The following is a 17,356-nucleotide window of genomic DNA, read 5'->3' as shown; positions in this document are numbered from 1 at the left end:
ACGATGTTGTGTGTTGGCTCGTCGCGATATCCGGGAATGTGGCGGAGTAGCGCTGGACAGCGCGCCAGCGGCGATCACCGATCCATCGCGCGAAAAACCCTGATTACTTAAATTCGGAGAAAACCATGCCCTGACACACTCGCTGGCTGCGCACAAAACGAAAGCGCCCGGATGTTTTCGCGGACATCCGGGCGCCATCACACTACATAGTCAGGTTCTTGCGGAACGACTGCTTTTAGTGTGGTCCACCTGCCCCTGGATGTCAACCAGGTTCTCTGCTCGCGCGCCAGTGCGACCGCAGGGACGGTGCCTCCCCTGCCTTGTTCAGGGGAGCGTTGGCGCACGCCTAACTCTTCACCTCCGCCTAGCAACGCGCCCGCTCGCTCGCGCTGATCCAGCTGTCATGTCGGACGGGTCACGATCCCACCGCACAGAGCACGACGCCCCCTGCGCTTCACCGTCCGGTGACCAAGGAGTGAAGCAATGAAAGCAGCCAACAGGCCCTTGAGACAGCAATCATCGCGCGCACCCACGGATCAATCCGGTCCGAACCATATGGGCATCGCGCAACGCACCCACGTGCCCGACGACACCACAACCCGGAGCCGTCCGATACGTTTGCTGTCCGCAACACGCCCGATCACGGATACCCTGGACCATGACTGGCTCATGGAACAGATCGATGGGCGTATTGGCAAGGAGCATCTTGCCGGGCATGTACCGGCAACGCAGGAGATTCACTGCAATTCGACCCGCATTTGCACCGGAAGGAGGGGGCCGATTGGCGACAATCGCGAGTCCAACAGGTTCTGTCCACAGGCCCATCATCGAGCCGTGCCGCCAGCTCAAAGGATCGGCGCGCTGCATGTGCCTGAAGACTCTCCACTTTCGCCGTTTTTCAATCGCTGCGGGCTTGCGGTTTGGTCGCATGACACCGGCGCAGCACGCGTTCGCCCTTGGCTCGCTGGTCTCACAGAGGACCAGGGCGAGCGAAGCAATCTGCGTCTAGAGGGTGCAAGAGGCATGCCTTCCACGACTCTCGTCCAGGACGACGTCTGCCGACTGGCAGTATCCTGGATCTCGGTCACTCGACGCAACTTAGGATAACGAATTGCCTTAGTACTCGCTCCACAGGATGACGCCGTTTCCATAGGAGAACAGGATGGCCAAAGATAGTCTTCTCACGCTGATCCGCAACCGGGTTGGACAAGGACACCGCGACGACTACATTCCACTTGTGCGGCTGTCACGCGGCAACATTTCGAAGTGCGCCTTCCAGTCTACCGGACCACTGCCGGGCTACCGGCGGGCCGCCCATCTCCTGACCAACGGCATACGGGTCCTCGCCCTCCTCATGCTATGGCTCGATGCACTGGACGTGCGGGAAAGCTTTCCATTGTGGCCTTTCGATCACCCACACCCACTGGCCGACTGGCCCTACGGAAAAGCCGTTGAACTGACATGCATCGGGATGAACGGGGTCCGGCACGCCCTCGATGAGGCGGCCGGAAAGCGGCGAAGCAGTGGCTCTGGTTTGCTGGCAGTTGACCTGATGGTTACGAAGGGTGAACGCGAACGCCCCGGCTGCCTCCTCATCGAATGCGCACAAACCGGGCACATCGAAGCCTGCGACCAGCCATTGCCAACCGCCAGACGGGTAGACCGGAGCCGGCAATATGCGTTGCTAAACGGTATGTCACATCACGTGATTGATCCCGACAGTCTGGATGAGACTTTCATCGCGAACCTGGACTCTCTGGCAGATGCGCCAAACACCGTACGAAGAGAGGTAAGTGAATACGACCTTTCAGTGATACATGAACACCTGGCTCGCTACCTCGACGGCGATTCGATATGCGGAGCGGTCTGGCACACCGCCTCCGCGCTCGGAAAAAACGAACAGCAGGTGTGGAACGTCTTTGACGCCCTGGCCTGGTACCAGAAGGTAGACATTGACCTCGCCACACCCGTCTACCGTACCGAGCCAATGGTGACCGGTGGCCAACAGCTGAAGGCCCATATGCGCCATCTGATCTTCGGAGACTAGTGATGACGGAGCTAGAGGTCGACCTCATTCTCAACAGTACGCCCGAGGATCCCGCCTTCGATAACCCGATGCGAATTCTTCTGGTCGCGGACGGATACGTGTGGATGATACCGGTCGCCGTCGGGAAGAACCGCGGCTACGCGCGAGGCCCTCTCCGATTTCTCGAGGACCTCGTGAGATCGTGGGTCAAACAGGGACGGCTGCATCTCTCAGAATTCACGCCTCCCGCGCATTGGGCGATGCCGGACGCGGAGCTCAATCGTCTTTACAGTGGAGACGTGGATGTGCGTTGCCCCGCAATCATTCGACGTGACGATTCATGGAGCACGATTGAACCTTACGTCCGTGCCTACGAGGTCGCCGAAGCCATCCAGTCGATGAGCTACCGGACATGGATTCCGGAACGGTGCAGCGAACTGAGTACCAACGAACGTCGCTACTGGCCCCCCCAGCTGTACCATAGCCTGCATCTGTACTGGGCGGCCGGCAAAACGCGACAGGTCCTGCTCGGCAACACCGTGTACTGCGGCGCTCGTGGAGCCGTTCGCGAGCAAACGAAGAAACTTGGCAGAACGAACGCGGAAATGGCCGGCCGTGACACTTGCGCAAGGAGCGAAGATCCCGATCTTTCCGGCTTCGTCATGACGCCGGAGGCAGCCGCGAGGATTCAGTTTGGCTGGCAATACTTCAATCTGGACAGATCCGTTGCACAGCGATATCTTGAGACCATGGGGACCTTCTGGCGCGAATCCGTTGAGATGGTCAACGGTTTGCCGACGGCCATCCTGCTACCGTGCCATTTGCGCCCCACGAAAAGGCAGTTCCAGTACTGGGGAGAACGCGCAGACAGGAACCGGTCTGCCACAGAAACATCGGCCGCCGAATGTGACACTCCGCAAGCGCCTCGGCCTTTACCCAGCTATGCGAACCGGAACATCCTCAAAATCGGCCAGATTGTATGGGCCGACTCCAGCCCTGGAGACGTTGAACTCACCTCGATTTCATCGCGCCTGATCCATGTCGGCACCGCAACATACCTCGAACTCATCGATGCCCGTAGCGAAGTGATTTGCGGCGTGTATATCGGATTCGAGCGCCCGTCCGCACGCATCGCGCTGCTGGCGGCAGCCCATGCCGCCATGTCCAAGACCGACTGGTGCGCCCGATTTGGATTCCCTGGTATTACGGACGATCAGATTCCGCGCATCCGGTCGGACAGAATATTGACGGACAACGGAGAGTTTCGCAACGCTCTAAGCATGGAGGTGTCCCTCGATGCGTGGGAAGGCTCAATTACGTATGCGCCTGCTGGAATGCCTGAAGCAAAGGGGACGGTTGAAGGTGATCATCACGCCCGGCACAGCGAAACGGATCATCGGCTGGCTGGAACTACGCATGGCAGACGACGGGAGTATGGCGAACCCCACCCTATAGTTGAGGCAGCATGGAACATGTACGAATATACCCATCTCCACATCGCGCGGATTCTGCGCCACAACACCGGAGTGCCCGCCCCCCATCTCCTCACGGGCGAGATGCGGCAGGATCTGACAGTCGCGGCCACCCGGATGCAGATCTTCCTGTGGCTGAAAAAACACGGTTACTTCAACGGTGCCCCTCCCAGCCCGGACCTGATCCGTGCGCGCATGCTCCCCACATTCGACGCCACCTTGACCTCGCGTGGCATCTTCTTGCATCGGCCCGATCGCGGCAGAAAGAAGGAATTCCTGCTTGGCTGCCACTTTGTCGGCGACTATCTCGCGCGCTCAGGCATGCTTGCCAACGCACAAAACCATGTCCTCCCTGTCCGCATCAACATGGATCCCAACGACCTGACTGTTGCCTGGCTACCAACACGCGATGGCCTGCAGCGCCTGGACAACCTGCACCGCAATGATCTGCTGGTTGCGCGTGGGTCGATTGAAGAAGTATGCGTCATCCAGGACAGTGACGCGCGTGTTCAACTGAAAGAACGGACAGAACAGGACCAGCGCGACTCTGACTTCATCAGCGCGCGGGAGAACACTAACCGGTCTGCGATAGAGCAGCGTGATAAGGAACGGGCCGCCGTGAAATTGGGCCTTCTGCCGCAGCCAGCTGCCAGCCTCAACAATGACAGCCCGCACGTGCGGCGGCAGGCAGAGATCAGCAGACTTGAAGAGCAAGGCATGGCCAGCCCAATTGACACTGAACCGTTGGATACCGCACCAGTAGCGACCCGGCCACAGACTGCAGATCCCGCAGCTGAAAACACACAAAAAGAAAACATCCGCGCACCGTCAATCAACGACGACGTCCGTGCAGCGCTACTTGCTTACAAACAAAGGAAAGTCACGCCATGAGAACCGATACAACCACCTTAACTGTGGACGAAGCGCTTGCCGTCGCCTACGGCCCCAATTCGCTGCTCGAGACGCTCGGACCGAACATATCGGTCGATGATCTGCCCGCGAGGCTTTCGCACTGCTCACTTGCCGCAATCCCATGGCAATCCGTCCCGACGCCCCAGCGATATGACTTTGTCAAACTGCTCAGAAGCCATTTTGTCCCGACGCCCACAGCTCTCGAGATCGCGCAATCAATCCAGCGCACCCTGAGAATGGGGTACGTTGAGCGTAATCCATTAAACCGTCAGCACCGTCGAAAGCTGCACAAGATAACCGGCCTGCGGGGGCTCGGTGTCGCCGAAGCTCCATGGTTTCCGACCTATGCCTCGGGTACGGTGATCAAAGGGATCACCGGCCTTGGAAAAAGCACCATTGTGCAACGTATCTTCAGCCTCTATCCGCAGGTCAAGGAACATGGTGAGAACGAGGAGGCAGGATGGCTTCAATTGAAACAGATTGTTCATCTGACCGTTTCGATGAGTGCTGACCCCTCGCGGCGTGGGTTCCTCTTCAACATCCTTGCAGCCATTGATGAGGTAGTAGGCGACACGACCTATCACGAGGAGTATTTCAATTCAAGAATTACCGTGGAAAACCTGATGGTGGTGGTAGGAATCATCCTCGCGAATCACCGTTGCGGTTTTCTGATCATCGAAGAAATCCAGAAGCGCAATTTTTTCCCTGGCGAATCACGCGCCCTTGTACTGCTATTCTTTCTCCGGCTGCTGAATATGGGAATTCCCATTCTCCTGATTGGCAACCCGGAAGGTTTTTTGGGATTTTCAGAATTTACCCAGGACGTGCGGCGCCTATATAGCGGCGGATACTTTGAAATGTGGCCAGCTGATTCTGCGGACGATGAGGAGTGGTTTGATCATTATATTGATGGCAAGCTCGATTTCAATCTCCTCGATAATCCGTTTACTCTTACTCCCGAGACACGCGCAGAAATCCTTCGCTGTACGGGGGGCGTCCACGGGTATTTCGACTCGCTTTACGAAATCATGCTCGACAACGCAATCAGGAAAAAACAGTCGCACTGCGATGCTTCCGAAATCGGACAGGCATATGGCAGCCACCACATGAATCCCTTCCGTCCGGTCATCGATGCGCTTGCGTCTCAGAACCCATTCAAACTTCTTGCCTGCGAAGATATCTCCGCCCTGGATTTCGCGGTTCACTGGGGGATGGATCCAAAAGATTTTCTGGCCCAGGTAACTGCATCCGACCTGGAGAAGGCTGCGTCCCGCCATGCGTCTCGCCAAACCAAACCATCTCGCCAGCCCAAGCCCAGACCGAATTTCGCTGAGATGGAGCAGAAATACAAAAGAAAGGCCGCCGGGAAATCGGGAACAACAAAGCCTGACGGCAAGTCCCCCGGTCCACAGGAGCCCTCGACAGATGAAATAGCATCTGCCCTCAAAGAGGAATCTGATGCATTAAAAGGAATGGTAACCCATCGCAAACAGATCTAGGCCGCCTCCACCGCACCCGCTCGGGATTTAAAGCAATGGCTATCTCACCTCCGCCTATCGTAAATCCGCGATTCGGGAACGAAGAACATGCTAAGTAATATTCCATGGTGCCCACGCGGAGCAGCGCTTCCTTCAATCGTCCGGCTGGTATATAACCTCAATGCCCACGGGTCATTCGATACGACGCAAAGACGACTGTTCGGGCATCGCATGCACGGCATGTCCCTCTTTTTTGGCGCCAATGCGGGATCTTGCTCTCAGGCTCTGCAGAAAGGGACATTTGCCAGTGCTGAAAGCATTCTTTCCAATCATTCACCTTGGGCATTTTTTGCACACGCCTTGCCGACGACCATGCGGGAGGCATGGCGCGACGCGCTAACGTCAACTGAACGATACCCTTCACGGCGCTTCATTTCTCAGAAAAAGGTTAGTCTACTTTTCAAGGCACGATGGCATGGCTGCACCAGATGCGTTGAAGGTGACCTCGAGAAGTTTGGTGTCGCGTTCTGGCGCGTAGACCATCAACTTCGTGGTGTCGCTCACTGCCCAAGGCATCGTATCTCATTGTTTTCCGACTGCAATCGATGCGGAACCTTCGGCCCATCCATTTTGCACGCAACCTTGCCGACCGGAAGATGCAACTGTTGTGGTGCGCGGTTGCACAGCCAGCAAAAAGAGACAATGCCGCTGGCGTACTGGCGCCTGCTGGAACTCCTACAATATGCATTTGAAGGCCATTGGCACATTGTCAGCCCGGCCCGGCGCGATTCTTTTTTTGTAACGCGACTGCAGGGGATCGGACAATGGCCACCAACCCAGGAATTCGCAGCGACGCTCACTGATCGGATTCTGGCCGGGTGGGGACAAACTGAGTCGGAATCGCTTTCCGAACAATTTTCAACAGACTTTTCAGCCCAGTCCGTGTTGAGCGCCCTAAACCGAACGCTTGCTACTACCGATCCATTCCTTCATCTGCTAATCATCCAGTACCTCGCCAAAGACCACGCTGGACTTGCCGAATTCTGTGTACCTGCAACTCTTCCGTCCAATGAAGGGGGGGCCGGGGAAGATCGCAAGGAATTTTCCGTTTCATCATGGCAAACGATTAGCAGTCAGCCCTTTGCGTTGCCGGAGTGCAAATATATGGAGCTTACTTCCACCTTGACGGGCTTCCGATTCCCAATCGCCATCGCAGACGATCTAGCCTCTGGAAAATCGTGGAGTTCGTCCATTTCAACTCGCATGGGTCACCGCAGAAACCTAGCTGCAGCGTTCCGCGCTGTGCCTTGGCTAAGGGCCTACACGCGAGCCATTTATCGGACGGCCTCGCTCTCTGGGTCATACAGGGAAAAGGTTGCCAGGTTTGAATCGCAACGCGAACGGTTTCGAGGATTGTGTCTTGAGTACATCGCATCGGAAAGCGCGCCAACCCGCGCAATGTTTCGGGAAACACGTAAAACTGCTTATACCTGGCTACAGAGACATGACACGTGCTGGTTTAAGGTGCATCTCCCCCCTCGACGCCACATTGATTACGCTACCCCGAAGACGCGGGAGGAATCTAGGGCGGAGATTTTGGCGCTCATTGCCGCACATCCGCATGCCAGCCGATCCGAGCTCTGGCGAAGGGCGCTTACCGTCGTCACGTGGGCAAATGCCCACGATTTTGACTGGGTGCAAACAGTATTCCCGCCTCGTCGGCTCGCGCGATCAGCGAAATCGAAGGGCGTCCTGCAGATTATTGAAGCGCCACCGCATTAACAATTAAGAACGCAACAAACCTTGCCAGCCGCTTTCAATCGGCAATATTTGCAGTTTTGGAATTGTTCCGTAAGCAGATAAATGCAGTCTGTCGAACTCAGACTCGCTCATATTATAGGGTAGCCCCTGGTTTTTCTTATTTTTCTCTTTATTGTTTCGGAACATCGACGCGTTGCTCGCCGAGTCGAATGTCACGCGCGCGGCCGAGCGGCTGCATCTGACGCAACCGGCCGTCTCCACGCAGCTCGCGCGTTTGCGGCAGATTTTCGGCGATCCGCTGCTGCTTCCGGCTGAAACCGGCCGCGGCATGACACGCAGCGCACGGGCGCTCGAGTTGATGGAGCCGCTGCACGCGGCGCTGAAGAATCTCGAAGCGGTGGTGCGCCATCAACCCGCCTTCGATCCGCGCACCGATACGCGACGCTTTGTGATTTCCGCGCACGACAACGCCACCGCCGTGCTCGGCATGCGCCTGATGGAGCGCTTGCCGGCGTTGGCCGGGCCCGGCGTGCGGATTGCGTTTGTGATCGGCGAACAGCCGGTGGCCGCGGCACGGCTCGAAAGCGGCGAGGTCGACCTGCTGCTCGGTTCCGAGCGGATGATTCCGCCGTCGATGAAAGCCCGCAAGCTGTTCGACGAGCACTTCCTGTTCGTGCAGCGCAAGGGTCACCCGCGCGGCACCGCGCCGCTCGATCTCGACACTTACTGCGCGCTCGATCACGTGCTGGTGTCGACCAGCGGCGGCAGCTTCCACGGTTTCATGGACGAGCATCTCGACGCGCTCGGCCGCGAACGGCGCGTCGCGCTATCGGTTCAGCATTTCACGCTGGTGCCCGAGTTGCTGTCGAAAACCGACTACGTGTCGACGCTGCCGTCGCGCTTCGCCGCGCGTTATCTCGACCGGCTCGACGCTTTTGCGCTGCCGTTCGAAGCGCGCGGCTTCACGCTGTATGCGGGTTGGCACCCGCGCAATCAGGCGGATCCGGCGCTCGTGTGGTTGCGCGACACGCTGGCGGAGTTGGCCGAACTGTAAGGAATCGGCGAGAGGCCGACGAGAAGCCGACGAGACGACGAGAAGCCGGCAGCCCGCGGTTCAGGCTTTTAGCGGAAAACTCACGCCCAAAACCTCGTAAAGGGTCCCGCTAGCCGGGATCGAAAGACACTCGCCGCAATCCGACTCAGTCGTCAAAGTCGCTCTTTATCCTGATAAGTTCGGCGATTTATCGGAAATTTCACCCCAAAGCCTCGTAAAACTCCCGTTCCGCCTTAGACCCTCTTATTGAGAACGCTTCTCAATTACACTAGGATTGCATAGAATGCACGCCGCAAACACTTTGTAATACACATGAAATATCCGGGTAAGGATTGCACTGTCCGCCCGGTCATCAAATTCACGACGAGGGATAAAGATGAAGTTGCGATCCGACGAACCCAGGTTCGGCAAAATCAGCACCACGCTGTGCAGCATGTTGGCTGCCGGCCCCGCCCTCGCCCAGGGCACCGCCGGCACGCCGCCACCCGACAAGGAGGGCCAGCTGGCGCCGATCGCCGTGCAAGGCCAGGCCGATGACGGCTTCAAGACCGACCATTCGGCGTCGGTCAAATTCACCGCGCCGCTGGTCGATACGCCGAAATCGGTGACCGTGATTCCGCAGGAGTTGATCCAGAGCACCGGCGCCTCGACGCTGACCGAAGCGCTGCGCACCGTACCGGGCATTACCTTCGGCGCCGGTGAAGGCGGCAATCCGCTCGGCGACCGGCCGTTCATCCGCGGCTACGACGCGCAGGGCAGCACCTTCGTCGACGGCCTGCGCGACATCGGCGCGACCACCCGCGAGGTGTTCAACATCGAAAGCGTCGAGGTGACCAAGGGTTCCGACGGTGCATACGGCGGCCGCGGCGGCGCGGGCGGCAGCATCAACCTGATCAGCAAGACGCCGCATCTGGGCAACTCCGCCGCCGGCAGCGCGGGCCTCGGCACCGACCGTTACCGCCGCTTCACCGCCGACGGCAACTGGCAAATGGCCGATCACGCGGCCTTCCGCCTGAACGTGATGAGCCACAACAACGACGTGGCCGGCCGCGACGCGCTCAACAACGAGCGCTGGGGCATCGCGCCGTCGTTCACGTACGGCCTCGGCACGCCGACTCGCGTGACGGCCAGCTACTACCACCTGTCGACCGACGACTTGCCCGACAGCGGCATTCCGTATTTCTACACGACCCCCAACAAGCCGGCCAACGTCGGCACGATCTATCCGGCCAACGTGGACCGTCACAACTTCTACGGCCTGATCGACCGCGACTTCCGCAAGACGGCCTCGGACGTGGGCACGGTGCGCATCGAGCACGACATCAACAGCAACCTGACGATTCGCAATACCACGCGCTATACGAAATCGACACAGGACTACATCTGGACCCAGCCGGACGACAGCCAGGGCAACGTGGTCAACGGCATGGTGTGGCGCCGCGCGAATACGCGGGCGAGCGACGTCTACAGTCTGGCGAACCAGACCGAACTGTTTGGCGAGTTCAAGACCGGCTTCCTGAAGCACAGCTTCACCACCGGGCTGGAGCTGTCGCGCGAAACCAGCGTGAACGATACGTACAACGTGGCCGCCGCGACCGGCGCGATCTGCAAGACCAAGGGCATCGGCCCGGCATCGGGCTACAACTGCACAAGCTTGTGGTCGCCGAATCCCAACGACCCGTGGGCCGGTTCGGTTAGCCAGGCGAACGATCCGGGCGAGCAGCGCACCGTCACCAAATCGCTGTACGCGTTCGACACGATCGAGTTCACCAGGCGCTGGCAAGCCAACGTCGGCCTGCGCGTCGACGATTACTCGACGGACTTCCGCAACACGGTGGCCAACGGCGGCAAGCGCGTCTCGCGCGACGACACGCTGTTCAACTACCAGTTCGGCCTCGTCTTCAAACCGGCTTCGAACGGCAGCATCTATGCGTCGATCGCGACCTCGTCGACGCCGGCCGGATCGCTCCTCGGTCAAGGCAGCGAAACCCAGTCGCTGACGCCGGGCCGTGGCGGCGTCGGCGCCAATGCCGATCAGCTCGCGCCGGAAAAGAACCGCAGCTATGAAATCGGCACCAAATGGAATGTACTGAACGACCACCTGTCGCTGACGGGCGCCCTGTTCCAGATCGACACGACCAACGCGCGCGTCACGCTGCCGAACAACGAATACGCGATGGTCGGCAACAAGCGCGTGCAGGGTTTCGAATTCGGCGTGGCCGGCCAGTTGACCAGCAAGTGGCAAGTGTTCGGCGGCTATACCTATATGAAGAGCGAGTTGCGCGACAACGGTAAGACCACCTCGGACAACGGCCACCAGTTCCCGAACACGCCGAAGAACAGCATCAGCCTGTGGACCCACTACGACGTGCTGCCGAAGTTCACGCTCGGCGCCGGCGCGTTCTACATGTCGCAGGTGTACGGCGACACGGCGAATCTGCGCGCGGTGCCGTCGTACTGGCGCTTCGACGGCATGGCGACGTACCGGATCAACAAGAAGCTCGATCTGCAACTGAACGTGCAGAACATCTTCGACCGCGCGTATTACGACCAGGCGTATCCGGCGCATTACGCGTCGATCGCGCCGGGACGTTCCGCGTTCCTGACGCTCAACGCGCACTACTGAGCACGGCGCGATGGAACACGTAAGCGTGAAAGCGCTGGCGAGCGTGTCGCATGACGAACTCGCCGCGATTCTTGCCGGTCCGCCCGCCCAAGCCGCCGCATGGGTGGCGGCGGCTGCGCATCACGGCATCGTCGAAGCGCAGGCGGTGTACGGTCAGTATCTGCTCGACGGCCACGGTGTCGAACGCGATGCAGCAGAGGCGTTGACATGGTTCAGGCATGCGGCTCGACGGGATCATCCGATGGCGATGAACATGCTGGGCCGTTGCTACGAACACGGCTGGGGTACTGCCGCATGCGCGCCGGTGGCGGTCTACTGGTATCGGCTCGCGGCGCAAACCGGGCTCGATTGGGGCATGTACAACTATGCGTCGGCGCTGGCGCTCGGCAACGGCATCGAGTGCGATCGCGCAGAGGCGCTGCAATGGTTTCGGCGCGCCGCCGATCTGGGTCACGTGAAGTCGATCAATTTCATTGGCAGCTTCTACGAGGACGGCTGGGAAGTCGATGCAAATGCAAACATCGCACTCGACTATTACCGGCGTGCGGCGCAAGGCGGCGATTTTCGCGGTCAATTCAACTATGCGCGCCTGCTCGCCGAGCGCGGCGAGATCGAGGCCGCGCTCGGATGGTTGCGGCGCGTGCCGCATACGGCGACCACGGCCTTCGTCGCGAAGATGCAGGCGTGGCTCGCCGCGTCGCCGGTTAGTGCGTTTCGCGCGCTGGCTGACGATATCGGCTCGGCCATAACCCCGGCGCAGGAGTCGCGCGCATGATGCTGCATCTGCAGGGCGTGCTCAGCAAACAGCAGGTCGCGCAATGCCGTGAAGTCCTCGACGCGGCGCAATGGATCGACGGCAATGCGACCTCCGGCGAACAGTCGGCGCAGGCCAAGCGCAACCAGCAGTTGCCCGAAGGATCGCCCGCCGCGCGCGCGGTGGGCGACGCGATCCAGGACGCGCTGGGCCGCAATCCTCGCTTCTTTTCCGCGGCGTTGCCGCTCAAGGTGTTTCCGCCGCTCGTTAACCGCTACGCAGGCGGCGACGGCTTCGGCACCCATGTCGACAACGCGATCCGTCAGTTGCGCGGCACCGATTTTCGCATTCGCAGCGATCTGTCGGCCACGCTGTTTCTCGCCGAGCCGGACACCTACGACGGCGGCGAGCTTTGCATCGAAGACACCTACGGCGTGCATCGCGCGAAACTGCCGGCCGGCGACATGGTGCTCTACCCCGCTTCGAGTCTGCATCACGTGAGTCCGGTGACGCGCGGCGTGCGGATCGCGTCGTTCTTCTGGATTCAGAGCATGGTGCGCGACGACGGCGAGCGCGCGCTGCTGTTCCAACTCGACAACGACGTGCAGCGCCTTGCCGCGGAGAAAGGTTCAAACGATGCAACGGTGGTCAGTCTCACCGGCATTTATCACAATCTGCTGCGCCGCTGGGCTGATGCGTGAAGTGAGCTGAAACGGCGGACTCCTCATCCCGCGCAAAACAGTCTTTCTTTTCGCAGCCAGAAAGAAGGCGCTTCAGCGTCTTTACTTTCCAGGTCGTTAAGCGCAATTTCCGTAGTCGGCGCGCGTCGTCGCGGAATGGGTTGCGCTCTCCACGATTCGAACTGACTCACTTCCAATTCACGGTGAATTGACGCGCCGCGTTCAAATGCCGTTGCGTTTGCCGCGGCATCGAAATTGCTGAGCGTCATTGTCATTCGCTGGATCGCACCGCTTCGGATACCGACGCATCGGGTACCCGCACGTCGGATACCCGCATGTCGGATACCCGCACGTCGGATACCCGCACGTCGGATACCCGCACGTCGGATACCCGCATGTCGCCAGCCTGCATGAACCTTTCATGGAGCAAGCAGAACGTCACGTCAACGAATAACGATCGTCAGGGCTCAGGCGACGGGACCGCCGCCACTCCACGCCGCCCATCGCGCCGCCGCTTTCTGCAATCGGCCGCTGCCGCGGCCACCGTCGGCGCGGCACCGCATCTGCGAGCGCAGACTCAAACGCAGACGCAAGCGCCGCTTCAAACACCCTCCGCGCCGCCCGCCGAAGTTCATGTACCGGTGCCGCCGCGTCCGGTCACGTTGACCGTCAATGGCCGCGCTTATACGCTGCAACTCGAGCCGCGTGTGACCTTGCTCGATGCGCTGCGTGAATACGCAGGCTTGATGGGCACCAAGAAAGGCTGCGACCGCGGGCAATGCGGCGCGTGCACGGTGCTGATCGATGGCCGCCGTATCAACTCGTGTCTGACGCTCGCCGTGATGCATGAAGACGAGTCGATCACCACGGTCGAAAGACTCGCCGGCAACGGCACGCTGAGTCCGATACAGCGCGCCTTCATCGAACACGACGCGTTCCAGTGCGGCTACTGTACGCCCGGGCAGTTGTGTGCCGCGACCGCCCTGTTGAGCGAGTTTCGCAATGGTGCGGCCAGCACAGTAACCGCCGATGTCCGCAGCCGCCCGCCACAACTTTCCGACGCCGAGATCCGCGAGCGCATGAGCGGCAATATTTGCCGCTGCGGCGCATACGCGAACATCGTCGCTGCCGTGCGCGCGGTACATGAAGGCAGCGGCAACAACGGCAACGCCTGACGGAGCGACCGGCATGGATGCGATTTCTTACGAACGCGCCGGCGATATTGCCGGCGCACTGCGCGCCGCGCAGCAACCCGGCGCCGTGTTCATCGGCGGCGGCACCAATCTGCTCGATCTGATGAAGGGCGGCATAGCGCGGCCAATGCGGCTGATCGATATCACGCACATCGGCGGACTCGATACGGTCACGACGCTACCCGACGGCGGCGTGCGCATCGGCGCCTTGGTGCGCAATAGCGATGCGGCCAATCACGCGCTCGTGCGCGAGCCATACCCGTTGTTGTCGCAAGCATTGTTGTCAGGCGCGTCGGCGCAGTTGCGCAATATGGCGACCGTCGGCGGCAATCTGTTGCAGCGTACCCGTTGCGGTTACTTTTACGATACCGCCTTCACGCAATGCAACAAGCGCCTGCCCGGCAGCGGCTGCGCGGCGCTCGACGGCCACAACCGCACGCACGCGATTCTCGGCGCGAGTCCGCAGTGCATCGCCGTCAATCCGTCGGACATGAGCGTGGCGCTGGCGGCGCTCGATGCCATCGTGCGCGTGAACGGCCCCGGCGGCGAGCGGACGGTTCCGTTCGCGGAGTTTCATCGCTTGGCCGGCGATCGGCCCGACGTCGATACCACCTTGCAGCCCGGCGAGCTGATTACCGCCGTCGATCTGCCGCCGCCGCTATTCAGCGCGCATTCTCACTATCTGAAGGTGCGTGACCGCGCCAGTTACGCATTCGCGTTGGTGTCGGTCGCCGCCGCCTTGCAACTCGACGGCGAGCGCGTGAAGACGGCACGCATCGCGCTAGGCGGCGTCGCGCACAAACCGTGGCGCGCGAGCGTTGCGGAGCAGATGCTCGAGGGCCGGCCGCTCACGCACGCGACGCTGCAAAGCGCCGCCGCGGCTGCGTTAAGCGATGCGCGGCCGCAGCACGACAACCGCTTCAAGGTGCAGCTCGCGCAACGCGCGATCGTGCGCGCCGTCAACCTGGCCGCGGGCCGCGCGGGAGATGTCGCATGAATCTGATCGGTCAACCGTTCGACCGCACCGACGGTCTGCTGAAAGTCACTGGTGAAGCCCGTTATGCCGCCGAATTTCCCGAAGCGCGGCTCGCGCACGCGGTGCTCGTCACCAGCACGATTGCGCGCGGCACCATCGCGTCGATCGATGCGGCCCGCGCGCAGGCGCTGCCCGGCGTGCTGCTGGTGATGACGTATCAGAACGCGCCGCGCCTGCCGAATGGCGGCCAGCCCGCTGTGGCGTCGCCGGCCGGCCGCCGTTTGTCGCTGTTGCAGGACAACCAGATCCACTACAGCAACGAACCGGTCGCGGTGGTGGTCGCCGATACGCTGGAACATGCCACCGACGCAGCGCGACAACTGCGCATCACCTATCAAAGCACGGCCGCAACGCTGGATTTCGCGCAGGCCAAGCCGAACGGACATGCGCCGGACAGACCGCAAGGCCGGCAAACCGACACGCAGCGCGGCCGCTTCGAAGACGGCGTGCGCAGCGGCGCGGTGCACGTCGACGCCACTTACACGACGCCAATGGAGCACCACAATCCGCTGGAGCCGCACGCGACGATGGCGCACTGGGACGGTCCGCAACTGACGCTCTACGACTCGACGCAAGGTGTCAGCAGCGCGGCGCAGGCCGTCGCCAGAACGCTCGGCATCTCACCCGGCGACGTGCGCGTGATTTCGCCGTTCGTAGGCGGCGGTTTTGGTTGCAAGGGCTCGTCGTGGTCGCATGTGTCGTTGTGCGCGATGGCGGCGAAACAGACCGGACGTCCGGTGCGGCTCGTATTGGAACGGCCGCAGATGTTCGGCCCGGTCGGCGGACGTCCGCTCACCGAGCAGCATCTCGTACTCGCGGCGCGCCGCGACGGCACGTTGACCGCGATCCGCCACGACAGCATCTCGAACACGTCGATGATCGAAGACTGGACCGAGACCTGCTGCATGGTCACGCGCATGCTGTACGCAGTGCCGAATCAAGCGACCACGCATCGGATCGTGCCGCTCAATGTCGGCACGCCGACCTTCATGCGCGCGCCCGGCGAAGTGACCGGCTCGTTCGCGCTCGAATCGGCGATGGACGAACTCGCGGCCGCGTTGAAGATGGATCCGCTCGCGCTGCGTATGAAGAATTACGCCGACGCCGATCCGCAGGACAACAAGCCGTGGTCGAACAAGGCCTTGCGCGAGTGCTATCAGATCGGCGCCGAAAAATTCGGCTGGGCGCGGCGCACGAGCGCGCCGCGTTCGATGCGCAGCGGCAACACCTTGATCGGCATGGGCATGGCGAGCGCGACCTATCCGGCCAATCGCAGCGAAGCCGCGGCCATCGCGCGGATTCTGCCGGACGGTACCGCGCTGGTCGCCTCCGGCACGCAGGATATCGGCACCGGCACGTACACCGTGATGACCCAGGTCGCCGCCGATGCGCTCGGCTTCGCGCCGGAAAACATCCACTTCGCGCTCGGCGATTCGTCGCTGCCGAGGGCGCCGGTGTCGGGCGGCTCGCAATCGGCGGCCAGCGTCGCGCCGGCCGTGCGCGATGCCGCGACGCAAGCGCGCAATCAGCTGATCGCGCTGGCGCTCGCCGATAGCGCGTCGCCCGTGCACGGCATCGCGCCCGACGACATCAGCGTCGAAAACGGCTGGGTCATGAGCCGCTCGCAACCGGCACGGCGCGATCCGGCGGCGGCGATCATCGCGCGCGCGGGAGGCAAGCCGATCGAAGCCAGCGCGAGCGTCAAGCCAGGCGACGAGAAGCAGAAGTACTCGTTCCACTCGTTCGGCGCGGTGTTCGTCGAGGTCCACGTCGATGCGGAACTCGGCACGATCCGCGTGCCGCGCGTGGTCGGCGTGTATGACGTGGGGCGCGTGCTGAATCAGAAAACCGCGCGCAGTCAGTTGATGGGCGGCATCGTATGGGGCGTGGGCGCGGCGTTGCAGGAAGAAACCTCGCTCGATGTGCGCTTTGGGCGCTTCACCAACGCGAATCTCGCTGAATATCACGTGCCGGTGAATGCCGATATCGGCTCGCTCGATATCACCTTCCTCGATCAGCCCGATCCGCATATCAACTCGCTCGGCGTACGCGGCATCGGCGAGATCGGCATCACCGGCGTGCCGGCGGCGATTGCGAACGCGGTGTATCACGCGACCGGCGTGCGCGTACGCGATCTGCCGATAACGCTCGATAAGGTGATGGACGCGGTGCGGGTTTGAGACGGGCGCGCTGGTGCGGGCCGCTTGTGGGTGCGCTTGTGGGTGCGCTTGTGGGTGCGCTGTGTGGGTGCGCTGTGTGGGTGCGCTGTGTGGGTGCGCTGTGTGGGCCTCTGTCTGGCTGCGCGTGTGGGTGTGATTGTGATGGTCTAATTTCCTCGGACAGGTCGATAGGAGGACACTCAGT

At 61.1% G+C, this 17,356-nt stretch carries 13 protein-coding genes; 12 read left to right on the top strand and 1 reads right to left on the bottom strand.

Annotated elements, in window-relative coordinates; translation table 11 throughout:
- Nucleotides 1-483 precede the first annotated feature (483 nt).
- The 9 genes from AC07WT_RS26235 (at nt 484) to AC07WT_RS26195 (ending at nt 12,784) form a co-directional block, all read left to right on the top strand.
- A complete protein-coding gene (locus AC07WT_RS26235; RefSeq protein WP_494949176.1) occupies nt 484-1,107 on the top strand; it encodes a hypothetical protein in 624 nt (207 codons plus the stop codon).
- Between the two features lie 55 nt (nt 1,108-1,162).
- Nucleotides 1,163-2,047 carry a PDDEXK family nuclease gene (locus tag AC07WT_RS26230; protein ID WP_494949175.1) on the top strand — a complete coding sequence of 295 codons (885 nt, stop codon included), beginning with the start codon at nt 1,163-1,165 and terminating at the stop codon, nt 2,045-2,047.
- A 2-nt stretch (nt 2,048-2,049) separates the two neighbouring features.
- Complete coding sequence (locus tag AC07WT_RS26225) at nt 2,050-4,389, top strand: TnsB C-terminal domain-containing protein (protein ID WP_494949174.1); 2,340 nt, start codon at nt 2,050-2,052, stop codon at nt 4,387-4,389.
- Complete coding sequence (locus AC07WT_RS26220) at nt 4,386-5,909, top strand: AAA family ATPase (RefSeq protein ID WP_494949173.1); 1,524 nt, start codon at nt 4,386-4,388, stop codon at nt 5,907-5,909. The genes AC07WT_RS26225 and AC07WT_RS26220 overlap by 4 nt, the downstream gene beginning before the upstream one ends.
- A gap of 87 nt (nt 5,910-5,996) precedes the next feature.
- The gene (locus AC07WT_RS26215; protein WP_494949172.1) at nt 5,997-7,670 is read left to right on the top strand and encodes a TniQ family protein; all 1,674 of its coding nucleotides are present in this window, start codon (nt 5,997-5,999) and stop codon (nt 7,668-7,670) included.
- 172 nt (nt 7,671-7,842) lie between these two features.
- Nucleotides 7,843-8,703, top strand: a complete 861-nt coding sequence (locus AC07WT_RS26210; protein WP_494949171.1) for a LysR family transcriptional regulator — start codon at nt 7,843-7,845, stop codon at nt 8,701-8,703.
- A gap of 376 nt (nt 8,704-9,079) precedes the next feature.
- On the top strand, nt 9,080-11,329 hold the full coding sequence (locus AC07WT_RS26205; RefSeq protein ID WP_494949170.1) for a TonB-dependent receptor: 2,250 nt from the start codon (nt 9,080-9,082) through the stop codon (nt 11,327-11,329).
- A gap of 10 nt (nt 11,330-11,339) precedes the next feature.
- Entirely contained in the window at nt 11,340-12,104 is a 765-nt protein-coding gene (locus AC07WT_RS26200) for a tetratricopeptide repeat protein (RefSeq protein ID WP_494949169.1), read from the top strand.
- Nucleotides 12,101-12,784 carry a Fe2+-dependent dioxygenase gene (locus AC07WT_RS26195; RefSeq protein WP_494949168.1) on the top strand — a complete coding sequence of 228 codons (684 nt, stop codon included), beginning with the start codon at nt 12,101-12,103 and terminating at the stop codon, nt 12,782-12,784. The genes AC07WT_RS26200 and AC07WT_RS26195 overlap by 4 nt, the downstream gene beginning before the upstream one ends.
- Nucleotides 12,785-12,807: 23 nt before the next feature.
- On the opposite strand, the gene AC07WT_RS26190 is transcribed toward AC07WT_RS26195, so the two are convergent.
- The gene (locus AC07WT_RS26190; RefSeq protein WP_494949167.1) at nt 12,808-13,032 is read right to left on the bottom strand and encodes a hypothetical protein; all 225 of its coding nucleotides are present in this window, start codon (nt 13,030-13,032) and stop codon (nt 12,808-12,810) included.
- Between the two features lie 141 nt (nt 13,033-13,173).
- Here AC07WT_RS26190 and AC07WT_RS26185 point away from each other — a divergent pair, with 141 nt between their 5' ends.
- From AC07WT_RS26185 to AC07WT_RS26175, 3 genes are read left to right on the top strand one after another with little or no spacing between them, the layout of a single operon-like run.
- Complete coding sequence (locus tag AC07WT_RS26185; RefSeq protein WP_494951046.1) at nt 13,174-13,938, top strand: (2Fe-2S)-binding protein; 765 nt, start codon at nt 13,174-13,176, stop codon at nt 13,936-13,938.
- Nucleotides 13,939-13,951: 13 nt separating this feature from the next.
- Entirely contained in the window at nt 13,952-14,953 is a 1,002-nt protein-coding gene (locus tag AC07WT_RS26180) for an FAD binding domain-containing protein (RefSeq protein ID WP_494949166.1), read from the top strand.
- Nucleotides 14,950-17,172 (top strand): xanthine dehydrogenase family protein molybdopterin-binding subunit, encoded by a 2,223-nt coding sequence (locus AC07WT_RS26175; RefSeq protein WP_494949165.1) that lies wholly within the window; start codon nt 14,950-14,952, stop codon nt 17,170-17,172. Before AC07WT_RS26180 ends, AC07WT_RS26175 begins: the two co-directional genes overlap by 4 nt.
- The last annotated feature ends 184 nt before the right edge of the window (nt 17,173-17,356 follow it).

This window comes from Paraburkholderia sp. GW821-FHT02A12 (assembly GCF_059422005.1).
The sequence above is the reverse complement of the archived record's forward strand: the minus strand, read 5'-3'. Positions and strand labels throughout refer to the sequence as shown.

What these genes read in the sequence shown, in the direction of transcription:
- AC07WT_RS26225 (WP_494949174.1), top strand. Translation starts at nt 2,050, where the DNA reads ATGACGGAGCTAGAGGTCGACCTCATTCTCAACAGTACGCCCGAGGAT.
- AC07WT_RS26235 (WP_494949176.1), top strand. Translation starts at nt 484, where the DNA reads ATGAAAGCAGCCAACAGGCCCTTGAGACAGCAATCATCGCGCGCACCC.
- AC07WT_RS26215 (WP_494949172.1), top strand. Translation starts at nt 5,997, where the DNA reads ATGCTAAGTAATATTCCATGGTGCCCACGCGGAGCAGCGCTTCCTTCA.
- AC07WT_RS26205 (WP_494949170.1), top strand. Translation starts at nt 9,080, where the DNA reads ATGAAGTTGCGATCCGACGAACCCAGGTTCGGCAAAATCAGCACCACG.
- AC07WT_RS26195 (WP_494949168.1), top strand. Translation starts at nt 12,101, where the DNA reads ATGATGCTGCATCTGCAGGGCGTGCTCAGCAAACAGCAGGTCGCGCAA.
- AC07WT_RS26220 (WP_494949173.1), top strand. Translation starts at nt 4,386, where the DNA reads ATGAGAACCGATACAACCACCTTAACTGTGGACGAAGCGCTTGCCGTC.
- AC07WT_RS26185 (WP_494951046.1), top strand. Translation starts at nt 13,174, where the DNA reads ATGAACCTTTCATGGAGCAAGCAGAACGTCACGTCAACGAATAACGAT.
- AC07WT_RS26175 (WP_494949165.1), top strand. Translation starts at nt 14,950, where the DNA reads ATGAATCTGATCGGTCAACCGTTCGACCGCACCGACGGTCTGCTGAAA.
- AC07WT_RS26230 (WP_494949175.1), top strand. Translation starts at nt 1,163, where the DNA reads ATGGCCAAAGATAGTCTTCTCACGCTGATCCGCAACCGGGTTGGACAA.
- AC07WT_RS26180 (WP_494949166.1), top strand. Translation starts at nt 13,952, where the DNA reads ATGGATGCGATTTCTTACGAACGCGCCGGCGATATTGCCGGCGCACTG.
- AC07WT_RS26200 (WP_494949169.1), top strand. Translation starts at nt 11,340, where the DNA reads ATGGAACACGTAAGCGTGAAAGCGCTGGCGAGCGTGTCGCATGACGAA.
- AC07WT_RS26190 (WP_494949167.1), bottom strand. Translation starts at nt 13,032, where the DNA reads ATGACGCTCAGCAATTTCGATGCCGCGGCAAACGCAACGGCATTTGAA.